The following is a 13,226-nucleotide window of genomic DNA, read 5'->3' as shown; positions in this document are numbered from 1 at the left end:
TCAGATCCGATTCTGATTGGCAGACTTCTTTTTCACGTATCAAGGCCTGTCCTTGGGAATATCAAGCTGTTCGATGGCATGCATCATATGGATCTTCATGGCATACCTGGCGCCCTCTGCATTTCTGCTCTGCAGAAACTGCATAAGCATCCTGTGGTCCGAAACTGTATTTTCCTCCGCCTCACGCTTCTCCCTGGAAAGTGTCACGCCCTTGTCAATGGCAGAAAAAAGGATAGGCATAAGACGGTTCATGAACTCATTATGAGTGGCTCTGGCAATGGCCTTGTGAAATTCCTGCTCCACTGCCCTTCTGTCCCTGCCCTCCAATATCAGCTCCTCTATCTGCTCCCCCAGCTCCAGAATCCGTTCCAGTTCCCTGTCTGTAGCCCGTCTTGCCGCATAGTAGGCAGCCTCCGGCTCGAAGATCAGACGCATCTCATACAGATCTCCTGCATCCACTCTGGCTGCTGTCAGATCAGACAAAGCATCCATGGAGGGGTCCGCAAAATCTTCTCTGACATACGTGCCCCTTCCGCGCCGGATCTCCACCACCCGGCCTGCTGCCAGTATGCGGAATGCCTCGCGCAGCGTGGTGCGGCTCACCTGCAGTATCTCTGAAAATTCATTTTCATTGGGAAGCTTATCCCCTGGTTTAAACTTTTTATCCACCACGATCATGGACAGGATGGTATCCGCCACCCTGTCTGACAGCCTTTTCTGTGCCATTTTCGTTCTCCCTGCTTCTGTACGCGTATTTTCTCCATACATTCTACCATGTCATGCCCCATCGTACAACCGCGGGATATTTCAGATGTGGGAATTACACGCCCTTACCCACGGAAAGCATGTATCAGCCGGAAGACCTGTTCCGCCGTTTCTGCCATATTTGCCCTGGCATTTTGCGGGTCCATGGCCTCATCCAGTGTGGTGACACCCCGCAGAATAGGGAAGAACGCGTCTATCCCTTTTTCATTGCAGGCCCGTGCATCCTTTGTCACACTCCCGGCAAAGGCAATGACAGGTTTTCCGTATTTCTTTGCAAGCTCCGCCACGCCCACAGGAGCTTTTCCCATGGCGGTCTGTCCGTCCAGCCTGCCCTCTCCGGTGATGACCAGGTCTGCCTCTTTTACATAGTCCTCCAGCCTGGTCTCCTCCAGAACAATGCGGATGCCGGACTCCAGAACCGCATTGGTAAAGGTAAGGAATGCGAATCCAAGCCCTCCTGCTGCTCCGGTTCCCGGGTACATGGGGTCTGCCTTCGGAAAACTCTTCTGCGCCAGTGACGCGTATCTGCCCAGCCATTCATCCATCTGGATGATCATAGATGGCGTAGCCCCCTTCTGCGGCCCGTACACCGCACTGCTGCCCTGCTCTCCGCACAGTACATTTGTCACATCACAGGCAACCTTGAACTCACACTCTGCCAGTCCCGGAATCACATGGTCCGCACTTACAGAGACCAGTTCCGAAAGCCCCTCTGCCCCGTATCTCACCTGTTCTCCCGCGGCATTCAGGAAATCGAAGCCCAGAGCCTGCAGCATGCCAATGCCGCCGTCGTTGGTAGCACTGCCCCCAATGCCCACAATAAATCTTCTGCAGCCCTTTTCAATGGCATCCCTTATCACTTCTCCCACACCGTAAGTGGTGGTGTGAAGGGGATTTCTCTCCTTCGGTGCAAGCAGTGTAATGCCCGCTGCCCCTGACATCTCTATAATGGCTGTCTTCGTATCCTCAATGATACCGTATTCACATGTTACCGGTTTTCCGAGGGGACCTGTAACGGTAACGCGCTGAATCTCTCCGTTCATACCGCCCACCAGCGCCTCCACGGTGCCCTCGCCGCCGTCCGCCAGAGGCCGGATTTCCACTTCAGCCTCCGCACACGCCCGTAGAATCCCTTCCCGTACAGCACTGCCCGCCTCCATGGACGACAGACTTCCCTTCAGTGAATCAATGGCTGTCACTACTCTCATATCTTTCTTCCTCCCGTATCTCTTTTTTTCTAATATACCAAAAACCCGGTTTTCCGAAAATGTTATATATAATAATTTTTTTAATCTTTTCTTTAAATTTATGGTATTTATACCAATACCCTGTTATACTTTATCCAGATTCATTTTAGCACGAAAGGGGAAATCTCCTATGGACAATCCTATTGATAAAAAACTGGCGCAGCAGATCGTAGCGACCGTAAAAGACGTGTGCGGACAAAATGTAAATTTTATTGACCATACAGGCATCATCTATGCCAGCACAGATGAAAAGAGAATCGGAAGTTTTCATGAAATCGGAAAACAGGCCGCTGAAAAAGGAGAAATGCTGGAGGCAGATACGGACAGCCAGTTTGCCGGAACCCAGAAGGGTGTCAACCTGCCCATCTTTCATAACGGCTCCCTGGTGGCAGTCATCGGCATCAGCGGGCCTCCGGACCAGGTGCGCAAGTATGCCTATCTGGCGGAACGTATCACCGTTCTTCTGATCCGGGAGAGGGAGCTTAACACCTTCAGCCGCACCCAGGCGGAGAAGATGCACTATGTCATCCACTCTCTGATCAACCGGGAGAACCTGTCCCAGGCTTATCTGCTGGATACCCTGGAACATTTTAAGATCAGCCGAAACGGCAGGTACCGACTGCTGCAGATCCATATCCACTCCGGCAGGTCTCCTATGAATACCGCGGAGGCGGAGCAGAAAATACAACGGCTCTTTACCCGCACCGACATCACGCTTTACACCTTCAACTTTCCCAGTGAATACCTGGCTGTGGCGGACAGCCGCAGGTTTCCTGTGATCTCCCCCATCCTGGAGGAATTTGCCGTCTCCCAGAAAGGGCTGCTGAAAATAGCCGTTGGCAAAAGCTGTCCCATTTTCCAGCTCTCAGAGTCCGGCCATACGGGAACTGCCGCGATGAAAAGCATTGCATCCTCCGATATCCGGCATTATGCGGTCTTTGACGACCTTACTCTGGAACTTGTCCTGGCCTCCGTGGACGAGGGCTGCCGGGCGGAATACCTCAGAAAGACCCTGGACGCGCTGGACGCAGAGGATATTTCCCTGCTGTCAGCCTATTTTGAGGAGGATATGTCTCTGGGGCACACCAGCAGCAGACTGTTTCTTCATAAGAACACGCTCCAATATAAATTAGACCGCATTTACAAAAAATGCGGCCTGAACCCCAGAAGATTCCGCGATGCCACGGTCCTGTATCTGGCCCTGAAGCTGTCCTGATCTTCTCACATTTGACTTTCTCACGCTTGATTTTCTAACAAAGGAATGGCTACCGTAAGTGAGTGGATCACAGTGACCCCCTCACAGGTCTTATCACCCTTTCTGTCAAGCAGCAAAGCCGTGATCCCCGCCGCTGCCGCTCCCGCAACGTCTGAGGTGACAGAATCCCCGATATGGATGACCTCCTCCGGGCCAAGGCCGCTCACCTCCAGAGCTTTTTGGAAGATTTCCCGGTGGGGCTTATATGCCCTCACCATATCCCCGCAGATGATACCGGCCGGGTGCAGGTCCTTGTCCCGCATGCCTTCCTCCACATAGGAAAGGCCATTGTTGCTGATAACATAGATGGGTACCCTGCATTTTTCAAAGAACTCTGCCGAATCGGGAAATGCCGGCGCATACATCCAAAACCGCTGGCAAAGCCTGTGCAGCTCCTCAAAATTCTCTTTGAGATGTATTTTCCGGGCACACTCCTCCAGTGCCCGGTCCACGATCTCATCCTCTGTGATATAGCTGTCTTTATAACTGACGGCTTCAAAATTCTTGATCAGCTTCCACCAGTAGGCCAGCATTGCCTCCATACTCTCCATATCACTATTTCTGTAGCACCGCTTCAGCATCTCCATGCCGTCCGGACCGCCCTCCTCAATGATAGTGCCCGTGTAATCCAAAAATACTGCCTTTATCATCTATCTGTTTCCTGCCTTTCATAAATTCACACCTGCAGTCAGAGGTATATTTTATTTTCCTTTCTGCCGCTGCAGGTCTTTTTCATTTTTACGGAGGCTGCCTTCCGCATGATCCGGTTTACGTCCCTCGCCTTCCGGGGACAGACGGAAATACAGCGCATACAGGAAATACATTTCTCCTTGTCCACCTCCGACGGATTGCTCTTCGGAATTGCGCCTGCCGGACATTTTGCGGCACAAATTCCGCATTTCGTGCAGGATTTGCCGGCTTTTGGCTTCAGGGGAATGCCGCTGTAGCTTCTGTATGGTTTATTTCCCGGCACGCTTACGCTCTTCCCTTCAGCCTGTCCATCCAGCTTTTCCTTTATTTTCTTTGAAAATGCCTGCAGTTCTGCCCTGTCCTTCTCATCCGGCCTTCCTGCACCGAACTGCCTCATAACCGAATGCTCCGCCACAGCCGCAGATGCCGCCGCACAGCGAAACCCAGCATCCGTAAGCGCCTCTTTAAGCTCCAGCAGCGTGTCATCAAAATCCCTATTTCCGTACACTGCCGCAAGGACCGCCCGCGCCCCGCATCCCTTCATCTGCCCAAGCGCGTTAAGAGCTGCCTCCGGCACCCTTCCCCCAAAAGAGGGAACTCCTACAATGCAGATATCTTCCTTTTCAAAGACATACCCTGTATAATCTTTCCCAAAAACCGACAGGTCAATCTCCTGTTTTTCTTCCCTCCAGGCACTGCCCAGCATATCTGCCACCTTTTTCGTCCCGCCTGTGGGGCTGAAATAAATATTATATATTTTCATTCTCTGTCCTCTCCTTTACCTTTTCCGGGCATACATCCATCATTTCCTCTGCATCCCTCCACAGTTCTGCCACCAGCTTCAGGCTGCTGCTTTTCGGATCCAGATAATAAAAATTCATGGTTCCCCGTCTGTTCACCGCAATGATCCCGGCCTCCATCAATATTTTCAGATGGTGGGACACTGCAGTGCGGGAAATGTTGGTGTTCTTCTGAATCTGTCCCACACGCAGTCCTCCCTCCCCGCAGTGCTCGATCAGAGTCCGGATCATATGCTGCCTCGTCTCATCCCCAACCGCAGAGAGCGCAGGCTGGCAGAGGACAAATTTTTCCGCAAACCGTTTTCTGCGCTCCTCCAGCGTGATTTCTTCCATACGAATCCTCCAATGGTCAATATTTATCGACTATTATAGGACATATCCGGCTGTACTTCAACATTGGTAAAGAAAATCGGGTTCATTAAACAGACCGCCGTATAGCCTGTTCCCAAACTGTACGGCGGTCCCTTATTCCTCTGTTCTGTGATTCATTAATGGCATTTGCTCCATCCGCAGCTCTTACAGATGTTGCACCCCTCTTCAAAGACAAGAGCCTCCCCGCACTCCGGGCAGTATATCTTGTCCGTCTCCGGTGCGGTCACTGCTTTGGCTTTTGGAGCCTTCTTGTGGGAACGTCCGCCCAGGTCTTTCTCCTTCTGGGCAAGCTCTGCCTGCATCTCATTATACATATCCATCAGGGCATTGCCCACGGCCATAGGACAGCATGCCCCTTTGCTGGTATCTTTCCTCGTCACCCGGCGCGCCGTGTAGGACGGACAGGAGCCGCTGGAATTGAGCTGGTCCACAATGGTCTCGATGTCAATCCCGCCTCTGGCACTGATGGAGATCATTCTGGAAAGTCCGACCATGAAGTTGTTGCAGCCTCCCGTGGAGCCTTTGCTCAGGTAAGTTTCCAAAAGCGCACCTGTATGGGGATCAAAAAGCGCGATACAGTGAAGACTGCCGCAGCCGGTGATCAGCTTCCGCTTCTTGCCCACCACATCGTCTGTGACCAGAATGATATCGCCTCTCTTCAGTCCCTCTCCTGCTGCCACCTTTTTCGTCTCCTTGGTGTTCAGTATCCCTGTCCGTCTGCAGCCGTCGCGGAAGATAGTGATTCCCTTCAGCCCGCTCTCATAGGCGTACAGATACAGGCTCTCTGTCTCCTCCACGGTAAAGCTGTTCGGCACATTCACAGTGGAGCTGATGGACGCGTCAATATGCTTCTGCCACACAGACTGCATGTCAATCCTCTGTCGGTAGTCCAGTGTCATGGCTGTGACAAAATACTCCGGCAGGGACTTGTCATCCTTTATCTCAAACTGCTTCATATAGTTTTCCACGATTTTTGTGTACACCTTGTAATACACATCCGTCCCGTGCAGGGATTCTGTCTTCCGCTCATAGTAATTGGCATAGACAGGCTCAATGCCGCCGGAAATACCCAGCATGGTGGACAGGGTTCCCGTAGGCGCAATGGTCAGAAGCTGTGAATTGCGAAGGCCGTATTTGCCCACAAGATCTCTCGTCTTCTCCGTGGTATTTGCCATAAAATACGGGGTCTCCATGATTTCCTCCACGCAGCAGGCCGGAAATGCACCTTTGTCCCTGGCAAGTCTGGCGGAAGCCGCAATAGCGGCGTCTGCCATGGCAAAACCGATCTTATCGCACATCTCCACCGCCTCGGTCTCCCCATAGGTGATTCCCAGTTTGATCAGGGCATCTGCAAGCCCCATGATGCCAAGACCGATCTGGCGCCATTTTTCCACGCTCTCCCTCTGCTCGTCCAACGGATGCAGGGGCAGCCCCTCTTCCAGGACTTCATTCAATGCGTTCACGGATGCCTGCACACACTTCTTAAAGCTGTCGAAATCAAAGAACGCCGTATCTGTAAACGCATTCTGCACAAACTCCGCCAGGTTCACACTTCCCAGCAGACAGCTTCCCCCTGCGGGAAGCGGCTCCTCTGCGCATGGATTTACGCCCGCGTAGGCAAAATCCTCTGTATTACTCAGCAGGTTCCACCCTGTGATACGGTCCCAGAACAGGGCGCCCGGCTCTGCAAAATCCCAGTTTGTCTCCGCGATCCTTCTGAACAGTTCCCTGGCATTGACAGTCTTCTCGATCACTTCCCCGGTAACTTCCCGTGTGTAGTGCAGAAGATAGTCCTTATTCTCCTTGACAGCTTCCATAAAATCCTCATGGATGCGGATGGAAATATTGGCCTTTGTCACCTTATCCAGGTCTGTCTTCAGATCAATAAACTCCTGCACATCCGGGTGGGAGCAGTCTATGGAGATCATAAGCGCGCCCCGCCTTCCGTTCTGTCCGATCAGGGAAGTGACAAGGGAGTACAGTTCCATAAAAGATACGGAACCGCTTGTCTCCTTGGCCGCATTGTTGATCTTGGCCCCTCTGGGACTTAATTTTGATATATCAATGCCGCACCCTCCGCCGTAGCTGTAGGTCCGCGCCAGTTTTCTCGCACAGTCAAAAATACTTTCGATCTCATCTTCCGGTGGTGTAATGACATAACAGTTGGAATACGTCACCTTTCTGTTCTGCTTCTGAAGTCCTCTGTTGGAAAGGATCCTGCCGCCGAACAGGAATTTCTTCTGCCGGATATACTCTCCAATCTCCTCATTTCCCCCGCTGATCCTTGTAAGCCAGGCCTCGAAATCCTCATTTTCGCAGCAGTATTTCTTTGCCCAGATATCCATACCAAGCTGGTTCTCCTCTCCCAGCCACTCTTCTATTGTCATGTTATCGCTCCTTATCCAGATTTAGTCAACGATTTTAATATTACCACAATATATAGGGCAAATCAAGGTTTGAATGACATTTCCGAAGCAGCCACACGTCAGACCGGGGATTTTTGCAGTCTGTGTGCATGCTTTTGCTGCTGAGAAGCCGAAAGACTGGATCGTAAAATTCTATTCTACACAGTCATTCTGCGCAGTCGGAAAGGAGGCGGCAGATTCCCTGTAATTTTTCGGGCTGATGCCGTACCGCTGTTTGAATATCTTGGAAAATGTCAGGGGATTTTCATATCCCACCTGGGCCGCGATCTGATTCACAGGTAAATCTGTATTTTTCAGCATTCCCACTGCCTTCTCCATTCGCAGATTCACTAAAAACTGCTGGGGAGAACAGCCCATCAATTTCTTAAAGCTCTTTGCCAGATAGCTTCTGTTGATGCCGATCCGGTCAGCCAGTTCATCTACCCTTACCTTCCGGTTATAATTCTCCACCAGAAACTCCTTGGCGTAGCTGACATAGGCTGCTGCGGAATAGGGGTATGTATCCTGGGTTTTATAAAGCGTCTGATACTCCTCAATAAGCTCTGACAGGAACCACTGCATCATGCTGTTTCTCCGCAGTTCATTCACCAGGGTAAGCTGGGGTATCTCCAGCATCCTTCTGATGATCTCATGGAGACGTTCCGTGCAAGTGACCTGTCTGACCAGCCGCTGCTGCCCGAACCCTGCCTTTGTGAGACATTCATAGGCTTTCAGACCGGAAAAGCCAATCCACATATAGACCCATGGCTCCTCCCGGTCTGCCTGATAGCTGCCCTTCCTGTAGGGCGGGATCAAAAACGCGTCGTTTTCCCCCAGATGAAAGGTCTGGCCCTCAATCTCCAGAGTGCCCTTCCCCCTCAGAATAATATGGATCAGGTAAATGGAACGTTTCGGCGGACTGTGGAAATAACCCGGCCTGCACTCCTCAATGCCGCAGTAGTTCAGCGCCAGTTCTACGGAATCCTGGCTTTCATTGTCCAAAAAAGCTTTGAATCTCAAATTCATCCCCGGGTTATGTTCCATTTTTCCTCCTATCTGTCCAGCCACCATCTGAGCACATCCCGGATCTGCACGTCCCAGCAGTCCCAGCTATGGTTCCCTTCGGATTCCTTCGCAGTCACTTCGATGCCCAGACGCTTCATGTGCTCCCAGGTACGTATATTGTCCTCATAGAGAAAGTCCTGCCTTCCGCACCAGGCATAAAGCCTGGGCATATCCTTCTTGGAAACCTTTCTTCTGCGGGCCAGTTCCCACAGATCATTGTCTGAGCCTCTCACAGGCGCCCCGCTTCCGAAGATTCCGTCCCAGAGCATCTGTGAATCCGGTTCCTCCTCCCTGTGCCTTTGCCGGGCTGCCGCAATATCCAAAGCCCCCGACAGCGCTGCCGCCGCACCGAAATTTTCACTGCCGTCAAGAGCAGACTTCCATGCGCCATAGCCGCCCATGGACACACCGGCTGCCAGAATATCCTCTCTTCTCTCAGAGATATTGGGGAAAAATTCCCGGCAGATACCCGGAAGCTCCCGGCTTATGTAAGTCTGGTAACGCATGCCGTACTTCGTGTCCGTATACCATCCCAAATGTACCTCCGGCATGACCACCGCAATCCCCAGCTCACTGACATAGCGCTCTATGGAAGTTCTCCTGCACCATGTGGTGTGGTCATCCGTCATACCGTGCAGCAGAAACACTGCGGGATACTTTCCCTCCCGCACTGCCCCTGTCATACCAATCTGTCTTCTGGTCCTCTGGGGAAGGATCACAGACATCTGTGTGCACATTCCCAGCACCTCTGAAAAAAAATCAACCTGAAGCAAAGCCATGCATCCTACCTCTTTCCATTCTTATTCTTCCGCAAGGGACTGGTTCATAAACTCTGCGATCTCCGCGCAGGCATCTGCCATGGTCTTATTGCCGGCGTAAACCTCTTTTAATATCTCATTTGCCTTATTCTCCCAGGCAACCGTGGTCTTGGAGTAGGGGCGGATCACCATGTCATCCATCATATTCAGATAAGCCTTGAGATTAAAGTCAGCGGAGTTGGCCCATGCGTCTGAAGTTCCCTTATAGGCCGACATGGTGACACCCAGTTCTGCCTGTTTCAGCTGTGCTTCCTTTGATCCCAGGTACTCGATCAGCTTCCATGCCTCCTCTGTGTGCTCCCCGTTTGCGGCTGCGGCCCATCCCAATCCGTTGTAGATAGAGACACGCTTTCCCGTCTCCGCATTCCTGGGCAGTTCCACACAGTCACAGTTCTCTGCAGTATATTCATTTTCCTTAAAATAAGCAAGCATCCAGGAGCCCTGGAAGGTCATGGCAATCTTCCCGGACTGGAACAGCACATCCTCACCGTTTTCAGACATGGTTTCCAGTGAAGGCATAACCCCTGCCCGGATCCAGCTCTCCAGCATCTCCATGGCCTCGACTGTCTTCCGGTCATCCCAGCCTGACTTTTTCTTGTCCTCTGAGATAATGTAACCGTTATTGTCATAGATCATATTGTAATAGCCTGCCTGGTTGTTGTCATTGCGCATGGCGAGTCCGTACTGGCTGCCATCCTCTTTTGTGAGCTTTTTGGCTGCCTCAAACACATCATCCCAGGTCCACTCCGCTGTGGGATACGCAACCCCTGCCTCGTCAAACATTTTCTTATTGTACCACAGGGCAATGGTATCCACATCCTTTGGCACTGCATACTGCTTGTTGTCATTGTTATATAATTCTACAATATCCTCCGGGTAATTGGCAAGGTCAATCTTATCGCTGCTCTCTATCTCATCTGTCAAGTCCAGAAGCAGTCCGTTGGTCATATAGCGCTCCGCTTCATTGGAGTGCATCCAGAACACATCCGGCAGTGTGCCTCCCCTGGCACCGGCATCCAGCATAGTCCAGTATTCGTCCCATTTGACTACGCCTGTCTCCGCCTTGATTCCCGTCTCCTCTGTAAAATCATCCAGAATCTTCTGAAGCCCCTTCGCCTGATTGTCATCCCATGTCATCACGGACAGCACATCATCGCTTTTTACTTCTGTTTTGCTGCCTGTCTCCTTCTCCTGACTCTCTTTCCCCTGCCCGCAGGCCGTAAGCGCTGCTGCTGCAGCCGCTGCCAGTAACATGACACTTATTCTTTTTAACCTCATACCTGATCTCCTTTTCTGTATTCAACTTACAGGCGTTCCGGAACCCTCTGTTTGTTATATTATAGGAAATCCCAAGCGGTGATAAAATAGAGTAATGTATGAGGCTCATAACCTAATGTGTCTTTTTCTTATCATTTTTCTATGTCATTCTGTGTAATTGATTCTCAGTACAAGAGAATCCCTGTTCTGCATTTTCAGGCAGACATATGTGATCAGCATGGGGATCAGCAGCATGCAGAGCGCATAGATCCCGTATTCCGCAGCCGGGAACTGAAAGTGCATATACGCAGCCCCCGCAAATTTCCGCAGTCCCCACACAGTACCATATCCGGCCAGGCCGCCTGCTGTCAGGGTGATGACCATATTGGGCACTGCCAGGTAAATGTTCTCAAAGAAGAGCATTTTCAATATCTGTCTCTGCTCCATGCCGATGGATTCCAGCATGGCAAATTCCCTCCTTCTGGCTGTCATGCTGCTGATACTGGTGTTGACCATATTAAAAATACTGAAGATGATGATAAAAATGGTCAGGCCGAAAACCTGTGTATTGATCTTTTTTGTCTGCGCTGCATCATCTATTTTTTTCTCTCTCAGGGTCTGCAGGTCCAAATCTTTATAGTCATCCAGTATATTCAGAATGGCTGCTTCGATGGATTTCCCGTTTTTTTCATAATCTTCTGCTGTCACGAGAAAGGATGCTGTTTTATTCATTCCGGGCCACATTTCATCCATCCTTTTTTCCGGGATATAAACGCCGTCATCCAGATTTCTGCCTTCATCCCCACGCTCTTTTACGCCAACTACCTGCACAGTACATTCCTGTGTACTGCCGTTATACCACTCCAGCACAGCCTCCTTTCCTATGTCCAGAGAGATCTGGAAAAGGGATTCCACCAGCCTGGTATTGATGACAATAATGGTATTTTCTTTCAGATCATCGACGCTTCCCTTATCCAGCAGAGCATTTAATCGTTCCCTGTTTTCATCCGTCACAGGGTAAACATTACCCATATATTCTTTGTCACCATCCCTGAGGACCGCGGAAGTAAAAATATCCCTGTTAACCTTTTTTACATTGGGAATGCTCTCCAGCTTCTGTTTTAATGCATCGTTCAGAGTGCCCCCCATCTGTAAGTTTGTGATTCCGTATTTCTGGGCATTGCTGTGTGCATCGTACACATAATCCACAATATATTCCCAGTTCTCAAAATCACCCATTCTGGAATATTCGTCTTCGTCCCAGGCAGACATATAAGAAGCGCCTGTCATAAATAATACGCCTCCGATTGCCAGCGAAGCTGTGGTCAGCATTCCCTTTTTCCGGCTTCTGTTCCGGCTGCTCCCTGCCAGGGTCCGGGCTGTCAGCCTCCTGTGGGGTCTGTCTTTTTCCTCTCCGCTCTCATCCTCTCCCACATATCTCACTGCTTCCACAGGGGAAACGCTTCCTGCCATTTTCGCCGGTTTTCTCACAGAAAAGAGCACCGTGAGAATGCCGAACACAGACGCTCCAAATGCCATCAGAAAAAGGTCCGCCACTGCAAAACCTTCCGGTTTGATCAGATAAGCACACACATTTCCTATGAGAACTCCTGTGGGTACCGCAATGCTGCTGAGCATGAGGCCCTCCCGGAAGATCATCTTGTTTATCTGCTTTTTTGTCATGCCTATGGTTCTGAGCTGCCCGATCTGCTGTATCCTGCCCGTCACAGACAGATAAAATATACTGTAGATGACAACCGCAGCGGCAAATAAGATAATAATCCCTACAATGCCAAGCACAAGTGCGGCACTGTTATTCTGAAGGGAATTTTCAAAGGTCCCGTTTATATTCACCTGATTTCTCTCAATCCCATATTTGACGGCAAGATTATTTACCACTCCGGCAAACTCTGACATCTGCATTTCACCTGCATCCGCGATCCTGATCAGGGCTGTATAGGGGATATCCCTGAGCGCCTTACCTTTTTCCGCAAACGCTTTTGAGACGTAGACGGGATATGTACTCATCTCACGGTCCCGATCCAGTATGCCGCAGACCACAAAGGTTTCCCTTTCCCCTTCTGCAAAAGAAATTTCCAGTTTTGTCCCTGTTTTTTCTTCTTTTCCCAGAGCCTTAAGAAGCTGTCTGTCCACAACGATTTCATTTTCCTGCTCCGGCACGTTTCCCTCTGTCGGAGTATAGGTAACGATGCCGCTGCTGTGGCTTTCTATATAGAAGGGATACATCTTTACCCCTTCCTCCTTGACCTCTCTTCCCTCCTTATATGGCACCATGATCTCTGTCAGCGCATCCTCTGCAAGCCCTTTCCTCTGCTCATCCGTGACGTCCATATACATGACATGCTGCATGGAGTTCAGTATCTGCTGTTTTTCTCTTTCCGTTGATTTCTGCACCATGGCCAGACCGCTGATCAGGCTGACAGCCAGAATGATGGTCAGGACAGTGAAAAAACTGTAGAGTTTATTCCCCAACAGATTGCTACCGGCAACTCTCCATACAACCCCTCTGTTATTATTTCTATCCATGCTCA

The 13,226-nt window shown here is 50.7% G+C and carries 11 protein-coding genes; 1 reads left to right on the top strand and 10 read right to left on the bottom strand.

Going from position 1 to position 13,226, the window contains the following annotated elements; genetic code table 11:
- Positions 1 to 39: 39 nt before the first annotated feature.
- Both WMO65_RS13600 and WMO65_RS13595 read right to left on the bottom strand, forming a co-directional pair.
- The gene (locus WMO65_RS13600) at positions 40 to 726 is read right to left on the bottom strand and encodes a FadR/GntR family transcriptional regulator (protein WP_148393206.1); all 687 of its coding nucleotides are present in this window, start codon (positions 724 to 726) and stop codon (positions 40 to 42) included.
- Positions 727 to 830: 104 nt separating this feature from the next.
- Positions 831 to 1,973, bottom strand: a complete 1,143-nt coding sequence (locus WMO65_RS13595) for a glycerate kinase family protein (RefSeq protein WP_148393207.1) — start codon at positions 1,971 to 1,973, stop codon at positions 831 to 833.
- Between the two features lie 169 nt (positions 1,974 to 2,142).
- Between WMO65_RS13595 and WMO65_RS13590 the strand changes: the two genes are divergently transcribed.
- Positions 2,143 to 3,228, top strand: a complete 1,086-nt coding sequence (locus WMO65_RS13590; RefSeq protein ID WP_148393208.1) for a CdaR family transcriptional regulator — start codon at positions 2,143 to 2,145, stop codon at positions 3,226 to 3,228.
- A 20-nt stretch (positions 3,229 to 3,248) separates the two neighbouring features.
- Here the strand turns inward: WMO65_RS13590 and WMO65_RS13585 are convergent, their stop codons facing one another.
- The 8 genes from WMO65_RS13585 to WMO65_RS13550 form a co-directional block, all read right to left on the bottom strand.
- On the bottom strand, positions 3,249 to 3,917 hold the full coding sequence (locus WMO65_RS13585; RefSeq protein ID WP_148393209.1) for an HAD family hydrolase: 669 nt from the start codon (positions 3,915 to 3,917) through the stop codon (positions 3,249 to 3,251).
- A 38-nt stretch (positions 3,918 to 3,955) separates the two neighbouring features.
- The gene (locus WMO65_RS13580; protein ID WP_148393210.1) at positions 3,956 to 4,720 is read right to left on the bottom strand and encodes an EFR1 family ferrodoxin; all 765 of its coding nucleotides are present in this window, start codon (positions 4,718 to 4,720) and stop codon (positions 3,956 to 3,958) included.
- The gene (locus WMO65_RS13575; RefSeq protein ID WP_033139011.1) at positions 4,707 to 5,090 is read right to left on the bottom strand and encodes an ArsR/SmtB family transcription factor; all 384 of its coding nucleotides are present in this window, start codon (positions 5,088 to 5,090) and stop codon (positions 4,707 to 4,709) included. The genes WMO65_RS13580 and WMO65_RS13575 overlap by 14 nt, the downstream gene beginning before the upstream one ends.
- Before the next feature lie 155 nt (positions 5,091 to 5,245).
- On the bottom strand, positions 5,246 to 7,516 hold the full coding sequence (locus WMO65_RS13570; RefSeq protein WP_033139010.1) for an adenosylcobalamin-dependent ribonucleoside-diphosphate reductase: 2,271 nt from the start codon (positions 7,514 to 7,516) through the stop codon (positions 5,246 to 5,248).
- 171 nt (positions 7,517 to 7,687) lie between these two features.
- Positions 7,688 to 8,578: an AraC family transcriptional regulator gene (locus WMO65_RS13565; protein WP_054351886.1), complete on the bottom strand. Its 891-nt coding sequence runs from the start codon at positions 8,576 to 8,578 to the stop codon at positions 7,688 to 7,690.
- An 8-nt stretch (positions 8,579 to 8,586) separates the two neighbouring features.
- Entirely contained in the window at positions 8,587 to 9,378 is a 792-nt protein-coding gene (locus WMO65_RS13560; protein ID WP_148393211.1) for an alpha/beta hydrolase, read from the bottom strand.
- A gap of 21 nt (positions 9,379 to 9,399) precedes the next feature.
- Positions 9,400 to 10,695 carry an ABC transporter substrate-binding protein gene (locus tag WMO65_RS13555; protein ID WP_033139008.1) on the bottom strand — a complete coding sequence of 432 codons (1,296 nt, stop codon included), beginning with the start codon at positions 10,693 to 10,695 and terminating at the stop codon, positions 9,400 to 9,402.
- Between the two features lie 144 nt (positions 10,696 to 10,839).
- Positions 10,840 to 13,221, bottom strand: coding sequence for an ABC transporter permease (locus WMO65_RS13550; RefSeq protein WP_187370646.1), 2,382 nt, complete (start codon positions 13,219 to 13,221; stop codon positions 10,840 to 10,842).
- Positions 13,222 to 13,226: the final 5 nt, after the last annotated feature.

The sequence above is a fragment of the Blautia caccae genome (assembly GCF_040095955.1).
GTDB lineage: Bacteria > Bacillota > Clostridia > Lachnospirales > Lachnospiraceae > Blautia > Blautia celeris.
The sequence above is the reverse complement of the archived record's forward strand: the minus strand, read 5'-3'. Positions and strand labels throughout refer to the sequence as shown.

Bases quoted from the DNA above. Each gene is read 5' to 3' on its own strand.
- WMO65_RS13565 (WP_054351886.1), bottom strand. From the start codon at position 8,578: ATGGAACATAACCCGGGGATGAATTTGAGATTCAAAGCTTTTTTGGAC.
- WMO65_RS13595 (WP_148393207.1), bottom strand. From the start codon at position 1,973: ATGAGAGTAGTGACAGCCATTGATTCACTGAAGGGAAGTCTGTCGTCC.
- WMO65_RS13550 (WP_187370646.1), bottom strand. From the start codon at position 13,221: ATGGATAGAAATAATAACAGAGGGGTTGTATGGAGAGTTGCCGGTAGC.
- WMO65_RS13570 (WP_033139010.1), bottom strand. From the start codon at position 7,516: ATGACAATAGAAGAGTGGCTGGGAGAGGAGAACCAGCTTGGTATGGAT.
- WMO65_RS13560 (WP_148393211.1), bottom strand. From the start codon at position 9,378: ATGGCTTTGCTTCAGGTTGATTTTTTTTCAGAGGTGCTGGGAATGTGC.
- WMO65_RS13580 (WP_148393210.1), bottom strand. From the start codon at position 4,720: ATGAAAATATATAATATTTATTTCAGCCCCACAGGCGGGACGAAAAAG.
- WMO65_RS13575 (WP_033139011.1), bottom strand. From the start codon at position 5,090: ATGGAAGAAATCACGCTGGAGGAGCGCAGAAAACGGTTTGCGGAAAAA.
- WMO65_RS13590 (WP_148393208.1), top strand. From the start codon at position 2,143: ATGGACAATCCTATTGATAAAAAACTGGCGCAGCAGATCGTAGCGACC.
- WMO65_RS13600 (WP_148393206.1), bottom strand. From the start codon at position 726: ATGGCACAGAAAAGGCTGTCAGACAGGGTGGCGGATACCATCCTGTCC.
- WMO65_RS13555 (WP_033139008.1), bottom strand. From the start codon at position 10,695: ATGAGGTTAAAAAGAATAAGTGTCATGTTACTGGCAGCGGCTGCAGCA.
- WMO65_RS13585 (WP_148393209.1), bottom strand. From the start codon at position 3,917: ATGATAAAGGCAGTATTTTTGGATTACACGGGCACTATCATTGAGGAG.